12 protein-coding genes are annotated in these 8,087 nt (G+C 67.7%); 5 read left to right on the top strand and 7 right to left on the bottom strand.

Going from position 1 to position 8,087, the window contains the following annotated elements; translation table 11 throughout:
- Positions 1–53: 53 nt before the first annotated feature.
- Together AC3XYG_RS12145 and AC3XYG_RS12150 are read left to right on the top strand one after the other, a co-directional pair.
- Positions 54–875 (top strand): GNAT family N-acetyltransferase, encoded by an 822-nt coding sequence (locus AC3XYG_RS12145; protein ID WP_489140093.1) that lies wholly within the window; start codon positions 54–56, stop codon positions 873–875.
- 9 nt (positions 876–884) lie between these two features.
- Positions 885–1,430 carry a DUF2889 domain-containing protein gene (locus AC3XYG_RS12150; protein WP_489140094.1) on the top strand — a complete coding sequence of 182 codons (546 nt, stop codon included), beginning with the start codon at positions 885–887 and terminating at the stop codon, positions 1,428–1,430.
- 110 nt (positions 1,431–1,540) lie between these two features.
- On the opposite strand, the gene AC3XYG_RS12155 is transcribed toward AC3XYG_RS12150, so the two are convergent.
- The 7 genes from AC3XYG_RS12155 to AC3XYG_RS12185 all read right to left on the bottom strand — a co-directional run bounded on the left by AC3XYG_RS12155 (position 1,541) and on the right by AC3XYG_RS12185 (position 5,937).
- Positions 1,541–1,729 (bottom strand): hypothetical protein, encoded by a 189-nt coding sequence (locus tag AC3XYG_RS12155; protein WP_489140095.1) that lies wholly within the window; start codon positions 1,727–1,729, stop codon positions 1,541–1,543.
- Positions 1,730–1,742: 13 nt separating this feature from the next.
- The gene (locus AC3XYG_RS12160) at positions 1,743–2,492 is read right to left on the bottom strand and encodes an SDR family NAD(P)-dependent oxidoreductase (protein WP_489140096.1); all 750 of its coding nucleotides are present in this window, start codon (positions 2,490–2,492) and stop codon (positions 1,743–1,745) included.
- Positions 2,493–2,618: 126 nt separating this feature from the next.
- Positions 2,619–3,518 carry a LysR family transcriptional regulator gene (locus AC3XYG_RS12165; protein WP_489140097.1) on the bottom strand — a complete coding sequence of 300 codons (900 nt, stop codon included), beginning with the start codon at positions 3,516–3,518 and terminating at the stop codon, positions 2,619–2,621.
- A gap of 137 nt (positions 3,519–3,655) precedes the next feature.
- The gene (locus AC3XYG_RS12170) at positions 3,656–4,672 is read right to left on the bottom strand and encodes a fatty acid desaturase (RefSeq protein ID WP_489140098.1); all 1,017 of its coding nucleotides are present in this window, start codon (positions 4,670–4,672) and stop codon (positions 3,656–3,658) included.
- Positions 4,673–4,838: 166 nt separating this feature from the next.
- Complete coding sequence (locus AC3XYG_RS12175) at positions 4,839–5,312, bottom strand: SEL1-like repeat protein (RefSeq protein WP_489140099.1); 474 nt, start codon at positions 5,310–5,312, stop codon at positions 4,839–4,841.
- Entirely contained in the window at positions 5,309–5,623 is a 315-nt protein-coding gene (locus tag AC3XYG_RS12180) for a YkgJ family cysteine cluster protein (protein WP_489140100.1), read from the bottom strand. The genes AC3XYG_RS12175 and AC3XYG_RS12180 overlap by 4 nt, the downstream gene beginning before the upstream one ends.
- 71 nt (positions 5,624–5,694) lie before the next feature.
- The gene (locus AC3XYG_RS12185; RefSeq protein ID WP_489140101.1) at positions 5,695–5,937 is read right to left on the bottom strand and encodes a hypothetical protein; all 243 of its coding nucleotides are present in this window, start codon (positions 5,935–5,937) and stop codon (positions 5,695–5,697) included.
- 377 nt (positions 5,938–6,314) lie between these two features.
- Here AC3XYG_RS12185 and AC3XYG_RS12190 point away from each other — a divergent pair, with 377 nt between their 5' ends.
- From AC3XYG_RS12190 to AC3XYG_RS12200, 3 genes are all read left to right on the top strand, one after another.
- Positions 6,315–6,539, top strand: a complete 225-nt coding sequence (locus AC3XYG_RS12190; RefSeq protein ID WP_489140102.1) for a hypothetical protein — start codon at positions 6,315–6,317, stop codon at positions 6,537–6,539.
- 39 nt (positions 6,540–6,578) lie between these two features.
- On the top strand, positions 6,579–6,836 hold the full coding sequence (locus tag AC3XYG_RS12195; RefSeq protein WP_489140103.1) for a hypothetical protein: 258 nt from the start codon (positions 6,579–6,581) through the stop codon (positions 6,834–6,836).
- A 75-nt stretch (positions 6,837–6,911) separates the two neighbouring features.
- Positions 6,912–8,087 (top strand): sensor histidine kinase (locus AC3XYG_RS12200; protein ID WP_489140104.1); only part of this gene is annotated, 1,176 nt, incomplete at its 3' end.

The raw sequence follows: 8,087 nt of genomic DNA on the forward strand, positions 1-8,087 counted from the left end.
AGAAATAAATGCGTTTCGCCAGTCACGTATCAATCACCATTGGGAGATCTGATATGGATACGCTGTTGAAAAGTGATAAAACAAATTATATTTGTTACAAATATAAAAAATGTGTGAAACGTCAGCTTGTTAAGGACATAAATCATTTATACGCAGGCAATAATTTTAAAAATATACTGGAATCTAAGAATTTATATATTGTAAGAAGATGTGATCAGTTTTATCGATATTGGCATGACGTGTCCGGCCCGTTGGGGCTTCGGGAAGCGAATCTGGCCCTCGCCGTGCTGACGGGTGGCGGTCGGCACAGTATGACACCGGATTGCGTCCAATATTATGACGTATTCGCAATGAGCCCGTTGCCCGATTGGGCTGGGCCGCCGCCTCTCATCCGGCGTTTGTTTCCGCAGGATGTTGCTGCCATCAAGAGCCATTATCTCGGTCTCAATATCGACGATCGCCGCCTGCGCTTCTTCCGCGAGGCCAACGACGCCCAGATCGCCAGCTACGCCGACGGCATCGACTGGAAGCGATCGCTGCTGGTGGGGGCCATTCAGCATGATCGCATCATCGGCATGGCCGAAGCGGGTTTCGATGATCACGATCCGCCGCGTCATGCCGAAGTCGCGGTTTCGGTCGATGCCGGAGTCCGCGGCCGTGGCCTGGGCCGTTGCCTGGCGCGGCGGGCGGTGGAGCATGCCGCGGCCCGGGGGGCGCAGGCCAGCTGCTTTCTGTTCCTGCGTGAGAACCGGCCGGTGCAGCAGCTGGTGCGGTCGCTCGGCGGCCGGCTCGACATGGAAGCGCTCAGCGGCGTCATCACCCTGGGCGGGGCCGGTTCCGGCCGGGTCGCCTTCGACAAACCCGTCCCGGTGTAGGAGGCCGACATGCCGTTCCCCCCGTCAGCACCCCGCGTTCTGGCCCACACCCGCGAGATCGTGTGCCGCGGCTACCACAGGACCGATGGCCTGTGGGATATCGAAGCCCGCATGATCGATCGGAAGGGATATTCCGTTCACAATGATTACCGCAGCGTCGATGCCGGCGCCCCGTTTCACGACATGGGGTTCCGCGTCGTGGTCGATGACGAATTGCTGATCCACACCATCGATGTGTTCCTGGATGCAGGGCCGCATCGGGTCTGCCCGACGGTCGCGGCGAATTTCCAGCGCGTGGTCGGCCTGCACATCGCACCGGGCTTCGGCGGCGAACTGCGCCGCAGGCTGGGCGGCGTCGCGGGCTGCACGCATCTGGTCGAGCTGTTCGGCCCGCTGGCGACGGCGGCAATCCAGACCGTCCAGCCATTGCGCCGCCCAGCTGCACCCCGGGATGCGTCGGCCAGGCCGCCGCAGATCGACACCTGCCACGCCCTATCCTGCAGCGGCGATGTCGTCGCCAAATACTGGCCGCAGTTCTTCCGCTCGGTCCAGTGACGCGGCCCGGCGGGTCGCCCGCCGGACATCGCCATTTCGATGATCCCTCCACCGTGGAACGCCCGCCGCGGCCGGCAGAACCGCCGGCCGCGGCGTGGCCAGGCAGTCTCTCAGAGAATGAAGTCGCTGGCGTGCAGAGTGATGGTGCCGGTCAGGCGGATCTGCATGTCGGCGCCGCCGTGGCCGCCGATGTCCACGAAGATGCTGGTCTGGCTGCCGGGGAAATGCCAGGGCGATGCCGGGCGGCCGGCGACGGATGAAGCTGGCCGCGGAAGCCAGCCCCATCCGTCATCCGTCATGCCGCGCGGGCGTTCACACCTGCGCCATGCCGCCGTCGACACTCAAATCGATGCCGGCGACGAAGCTGCTCTCATCCGAGGCCAGGAACAGGGCGGCGTTCGCCAGCTCCTCCGGCCGGCCCATGCGGCCGAGCGGGATGATCCCCGCGAAATCGGATCGCAGCTTGGCAGCCGCCTCCTTCGTCGCGACCTGGCTGTCGATGATCGGGGTGTCGATCGGGCCGGGGCTCAGCGTGTTGACACGGATGCCGCGGTCCTTCAGCTCCATCGTCCAGGTCCGGGCGAAGGACCGCACCGCGGCCTTGGTGGCGCTGTAGGTGCCATGCGCCGGCATGCCCTTCACCGCGGCGATCGAGCCGATCAGGATGATCGAGCCGCCGTCGTGCATCAGCGGCAGCGCCTTCTGCACCGTGAACAGCAGGCCGCGGGCATTGATGCCGAAGGTGCGGTCGAAATGTTCCTCGCTGACCTCGCCGATCCGGCGATGCTCGACCACGCCGGAATTGGCCACCAGGATATCGATCCGGCCCTTGGTCTCCGCCACCCGAGCGTAGAGGCGATCGAGGTCGCCCAGGTCGGACACGTCGCCCTGGACTGCCGTGACGTTCCGGCCGATCAGGGCGACCGCCTTGTCCAGCTCCGCCTGCCGGCGGCCGGTGATGAAGACATGCGCGCCTTCTGCGACGAAGCGCTGGGCCGTCGCCAGCCCGATACCGCTGCTGCCGCCGGTGATGACGGCGATCTTGCCTTCCAGTCTCGACATGATGGTTCTCTTCATCTGCGGGCCGACGATGCGCCGGCCGGTGTGCTGGAGATGACGAGGGCAGTGGGCGCCAGCCAGACCGGCGCCGGGAATACATTGCATTCCCAGTGGGAATAGTAGCGCCGCCTAGAGGCCGAAATGGGTGCCGCGCAGTTGGTCCTCGACGAAGCCGGCGAAGGCGCGGGCCTTGGTGCTGGCGCGGCGCCCGGTGGGGAAGGCGGCCCACAGGTCGATCACCGGCAGGGCCCAGTCGGCCATCACCCGGCGCACCCGGCCCTGCTCCAGCTCGGGCTGGAACATCCATTCGCTGGCGACGCACAGGCCGAGGCCGGCGAACACCGCCTCGCGCACCCCTTCCGCCGCGGTGACGCGGATGACGTCCTTCAGGGCGACCGTCTCCTCCGCCTCGTCGCGGCGGAAGTTCCAGGTCGCGCCGCCGCCGCCCTGGGCGTAGATCACGGCTGGATGGGTCGCCAGTTCCGCCGGCGTCGACGGCTCGCCGGCCCGTTCGAAATAGGCCGGGGTGCCCAGCACCATGCGGCGGGACCGGCCGATCCGGCGCGCGGTCATGGCGGAACTGGCCAGCTCGCCCATGCGCAGCGCCAGATCGACCCCTTCCTCGATCAAATCGACATTGCGGTCGTCCAGGATCGCCTCGACCGTCAGCGCCGGATGCGCGGCCAGGAACACCGGCAGGTGCGGGAAGATGTGCATCCGGGTGAAGGTGATGGCGGCGCTGAAGCGCAGCCGGCCGGACAGGCCGGCGCCGGCGCCGCGCGCCGCCAGGTCGGCCTCGTCGGCCTCCTCGATCGCGCGCTTGGCCCGTTCGTAGAAGCCCTGGCCGGCCTCGGTCGGGGTCAGCCCGTGCGACGACCGCAGCAACAGGCGGACGCCCAGCCGCTCCTCCAGCTGGGCGATAGTCTTGGACACGGCCGGCTGGCCGACGCGCAGTTGCCGCGCGGCAGCTGAGAACGACCCGGTCTCGATCACCCGGACGAAGGCTTCCATCGCACCCAGTCGGTCCATGCCTATTCCTCCTGGGAATAGACGCTATCACTGCGGCCGGCCTGCACCAAGCGGCGGCGCCGCTATGCCGAGGTCAACCCGGGCCACACCCGCCGGCCGGACCCGGAGGAACTGCTGCCCGTGCTCGACCGGATCGGCTAGGCCTTGGGAAAGCGGACCATGCGGCGCTGGCCTTCGTCCCACAGCGCGTGCGCGCCGGCGCCGAGGCTGGTGCGCAGGGTCAGGACCGGCGCCCGCTGCAGCACCGGATTGGCGTTATGGCACGCCTCAAGCCGGTAGTTCGGGATCCGCGGGTCGAGATGGTGGATGTGGTGGTAGCCGATATTGCCGGTGAACCATTGCAGCAGGCGTGGCAGCTTCAGGAACGAGCTGCCCTCGATCGACGCCGATACGAAATCCCATTCGTCGCGGCGGGCCCACAGCGTGTCCTCGAACCGGTGCTGCACCGAGAACAGCCACACGCCGATGATCGATGCGGTGATGATGATCGGCAGCTGCACCATCAGCGCCGGGACGAAGCCGAAGGAGAAGCCGAGCACGAGGAAGGCGGCGGCGAGGCCGAGATTGGTGAGATAGACGGCCCGGCGTTCGTTGCGCCAAGCGGCTGGCGTGTCGAACGGCACCCGATACAGCAGCAGGAACACCAGCGGCGGCAGCAGCAGCTGCGACACCAGGGGATGGCGGGCGGCGCGATAGGCGCGTTGCCGCCAGCGCGGCAGGCGCTGGTATTCCTCCACCGTCAGGCAGGATGAATAGATGTCGGCGCCGCTGGCCCGGTGGTCCAGGTTGTTCCAATGGGCATGATGGCCGGCATGCTGGCGCTTCCATGCGGCATAGGGGGTGAAGGTCAGCAGGCTGCAGACGCTGCCGAGCAGCGTGTTCGCCCAGCGCGCCTGGAAGAACGAGCCGTGGCCGCAATCATGCTGGATGATGAACGCCCGCACCACGAAGCCGCCAGCCAGCACCGCGACCAGCAGCGTCACCCAATAGGGCAGGGCCTGCACCGTCCAGTACATCACGGCGCACAGGGCGAAGAAGGGCAGGAAAGTGTTGGCGACCTGCCACAGGCTGCGCCCCAGGCTGGGGTGGCGGTGGGCGGAAACGGCAGCCCGGATCGTCGTCCGCTCATCGCGGGCGCGGTCGGATTTGACCATGGTCGCTCCCAGGCGCGGCCCTGGCCGTGCCCTTATCGATCGGAACCGCTCTTGCCGGGGATGGCCGCTGTTTCCGTCCGGCGCCGCACGCATCCGGGTGGGGCCTGTCGGGCCCCGCGCGGTGCCGTGCCGATCGCCACGCCTGTCGACGGCGTCGCCCGTGATCTTACGCGCTTCGGGGGCCCGGCGATATGGAATTCAGGCTCTTCGTCAGGCGGGTCGCCAGGGCGCGGGCCTTGACCATGCGGCCGGCACTCAGCTGCCCGGCCAGCACCCGGAACCCGGCCTCGGCCGCGGCGCGCTGGGCGCCGGTCAGCCTGGCAATCGCGACCACGAACCAGGCATAGGCCCGGACCCGGTCGCCCGAGGCCGGTGGGCTGTCGGCATAGATTTCGGCGAGGCGCAGCTGGGCGCGCGGCAGATCGTTGCCGGCGGCGCGGAGCAGCCAGTGCAGTGCTTCGGTCCGATCGCCCGGGATGTCATAGCCATTGTCGTCGACGCGGCTGTCGCACAGCACGCCGAGATTGAATTGTGCGGCGGCATCGCCCGCTTCCGCGGCGCGCCGGAGCGTCCTGAGATCGGCCGGCCCCGACCCGGTCCGGTGGAGCGCCGGCGCGGCCGGATCGTCGGGAAGGGTCATGCCGGCATCCCGTGGCTGGCCCGCGCCATGCGGCAGGCATCGTCGCCCGGCACGCAATCGCGGCAGACCTGGGGTCGCACCGCATACACCACGCAGCGCGTGGCGGTGCCGATCTCGCCATCGAGGGCGGAGCAGCGATTGCCGTCGCAGCGCATCCGGCCGCCGGCCAGATCGAGGTAACGGGCGGGCACGCGCTCCATCTCGGCGTCGGTTTCCGTCCAGAACCGGGGCCATTCGCTGGAATATGAGCAGCAGGCGCCGCAGGTCTGGCAGTCGAAGGCTGACATGTCGGCGGGGGGCCATTCGCCCATATCAGGAATATCCGGCATCGGCGAGGGAACGTCTGGTCGGATGATGGCGCCAGGGCGGACCGATGACAAGGTCAGGCGCTGCGCTGCTTGCGAGGGGTGGGCACCGTGGACGGGCTCCGCGGTGCCGTGGCCAGCTCGCCCTCGGGCACCATCCGCTCCTCCATCCCCAGGACGCTGCGGATCCGGTAGAGCCGGCCGGAGGAGTCGCTGGGATAATGTGCCACCACCGTGTAGGCGCCGGCGATGGACGGCCCGAAGCTGGACCGGCGCCAGATATAGACGGTGCTGCCGAGGGCAAAGCGATAATCGGACATTCCTGCATTTCTGCGCTCAGTGAAGGAGCGCCGCTAGGACCCCGCCGCTCGTGGCCGCGGTGGGAAGAGCCGCCTGTGGCCGGCAGGGCATGTTTAAGCGCGGGTGTATGCCATTGCCACGGCCCACCCTGCGCTCGGCTTCCCAATAGTCCTGAGAAAACTCAGTGTAGAACAAATTTCCAAATACGTCCTTAAAAATCGGCTGAAATCATCGGTGCGATGACCGCAAGAACTTTCTTGAGTGGCGATTCGATTGATTTTTTAGAGACGGAATCAAAATCTGGAATTGATCGGGTTGTTCATTTTACTCCTGAGATTTGTCTGGCCAAATCCGCCCCTCATGCCCATCCTTTCCGTAAAGCGACAGGATGATCGATATGACGATGGGTGAGAGCCGCCTGCCGGCGCGCGGCAAGGAGTCGGACGGGGCGGATACGACGGAGCGCCAAGCCCGGGAAGCCCGGCTGGATGCCGAACGTTATGCTCGGCGCGGCAACAAAACGATGTATGCCATCTCGATGCAGGCGGCGCGCGATCTCGAGGCCGCCCTGGCCGCCCGCCGGCCGCCGGCCCCGAAGGGCCGCACCGACGACGCGCAGTGAGGAGACGGTCGGGCACCGCCCGCCGGGTGATGGAAACCGATGGCCTTCTTTAAACTGTATCCCTGCGACTGGAACGATGAGAGCTGGCGCGGTGAATCCCGTTCCGTGCTGATCGTCCGGGCCCGGGACGAAACGACCGCCCGCGCCGCAGCCAGTGCCTGGGACATGCCCACGGATCACGCGGAGCAGGAGGAGTGGTCCCGGCGCTGGACCTCCCCCGACGTCACCCATTGCGTGGAACTGGCTGCGGACGGCAGCGCCAAGGTCCTCCTCGCCGGACGCCAGCGCGACCCCTGAGTCCAACCATCCGACCTGGACCATTCGCTGCGGGCATCCGACAATGCCGGCCATGATGACGGCTCCCGGCGGCTGATGCGCTCTCTCCGATCCCGTCTGTTCGTGCTCTGGGCCCTGTACCTGGCCGCCTGCATCGTCGTCGGTGTCCTGCTGGTCCAGTTCTACCAGCAGTCGACCATGGCGCAGGTGCAGCGGGCCGAGGCGGTGCTGGGCCATGCCTGCGACCTGATCCAGGAACGCTACAGCTTCGCGGTGAGCGGGCTGAGCGGGACGACCGCGTCCGCCGGCGATCCGCAGCTGCGGCAGACGCTGGCTGCTGCGATCACCCTGGCGCTGGCCCGCGAACCCGGGATAGAAGGCGGCATCTGGCAGGCGGATGCGGGGTCGCTGGCCTATGCCTATCCGACCTATGAGGGCAGTGGACCGAAGACCGACCTGCCGGCGGCCGAGCTCGACCGCATCCGCGACGTCAACCAGCAGGCGCTGCGCGCGGAGCAGCCGGTGTTGAACCGTTCGACCTCCCGCGCGCAGACCCTTCTCCTGCTGGCGTGTCCGCTCGAAGGACCGCTGGCCGGGGCGACGGCCTGGGCGATGACGCGGGTCGAGGGATCGCCCGGCTATGACCGGCTGCGGCTCGGCCTCGGCGTGCTGCTCGCCCTGGTCGTCGGCATGTCGGCCTGGCTGACCGCCCTGGTGGTGTCCTGGTCCCGCCGGGTGGGGCGGATCGAAACGGTGCTGCTCGGCCAGACGACGGAGATCCTGCCGATGATCGCGCCGACCGGCGACCGCGAGCTGGACCGCATCGTCGGCGCGCTGAACGATGCCGGCACGCGGCTGCGCGAGGCGCGTGACGCGTCCGATGCGCTTGCGGCGCGCGTCGCCGCGGCCGAGCGGCTGGCGGCGCTGGGCCGGGTGGCGGCCGGCGTCGCGCATGAGATCCGCAACCCGATCGCCGCGATGCGGCTGAAGGCCGAGAATGCGCTGGCGGGCGACGACACCCGGCGGCGGACGGCGCTGGACGCCATCCTGGGCCAGATCGCGCGGCTGGAACGGCTGGTCGCGGAAATGCTGGCGATGACCCAGGCGAAGCAGCCGGCGGCGGCCGACACCGATGTCGTGGCCTTCCTGGCCAGTTGTATCGACACGCTGCGCGACACTGCGGCCGCCCGCAACGTCGCCCTGGCAGTCGACGCCCGGATCGGTCGCGCCGTCTTCGACCCGGAGCTGATCCGCCGCGCGCTGGAGAACCTG

The sequence above is a fragment of the Inquilinus sp. genome, from assembly GCF_057815775.1.

What these genes read in the sequence shown, in the direction of transcription:
- AC3XYG_RS12145 (WP_489140093.1), top strand. Translation starts at nt 54, where the DNA reads ATGGATACGCTGTTGAAAAGTGATAAAACAAATTATATTTGTTACAAA.
- AC3XYG_RS12150 (WP_489140094.1), top strand. Translation starts at nt 885, where the DNA reads ATGCCGTTCCCCCCGTCAGCACCCCGCGTTCTGGCCCACACCCGCGAG.
- AC3XYG_RS12155 (WP_489140095.1), bottom strand. Translation starts at nt 1,729, where the DNA reads ATGACGGATGACGGATGGGGCTGGCTTCCGCGGCCAGCTTCATCCGTC.
- AC3XYG_RS12160 (WP_489140096.1), bottom strand. Translation starts at nt 2,492, where the DNA reads ATGTCGAGACTGGAAGGCAAGATCGCCGTCATCACCGGCGGCAGCAGC.
- AC3XYG_RS12165 (WP_489140097.1), bottom strand. Translation starts at nt 3,518, where the DNA reads ATGGACCGACTGGGTGCGATGGAAGCCTTCGTCCGGGTGATCGAGACC.
- AC3XYG_RS12170 (WP_489140098.1), bottom strand. Translation starts at nt 4,672, where the DNA reads ATGGTCAAATCCGACCGCGCCCGCGATGAGCGGACGACGATCCGGGCT.
- AC3XYG_RS12175 (WP_489140099.1), bottom strand. Translation starts at nt 5,312, where the DNA reads ATGACCCTTCCCGACGATCCGGCCGCGCCGGCGCTCCACCGGACCGGG.
- AC3XYG_RS12180 (WP_489140100.1), bottom strand. Translation starts at nt 5,623, where the DNA reads ATGGGCGAATGGCCCCCCGCCGACATGTCAGCCTTCGACTGCCAGACC.
- AC3XYG_RS12185 (WP_489140101.1), bottom strand. Translation starts at nt 5,937, where the DNA reads ATGTCCGATTATCGCTTTGCCCTCGGCAGCACCGTCTATATCTGGCGC.
- AC3XYG_RS12190 (WP_489140102.1), top strand. Translation starts at nt 6,315, where the DNA reads ATGACGATGGGTGAGAGCCGCCTGCCGGCGCGCGGCAAGGAGTCGGAC.
- AC3XYG_RS12195 (WP_489140103.1), top strand. Translation starts at nt 6,579, where the DNA reads ATGGCCTTCTTTAAACTGTATCCCTGCGACTGGAACGATGAGAGCTGG.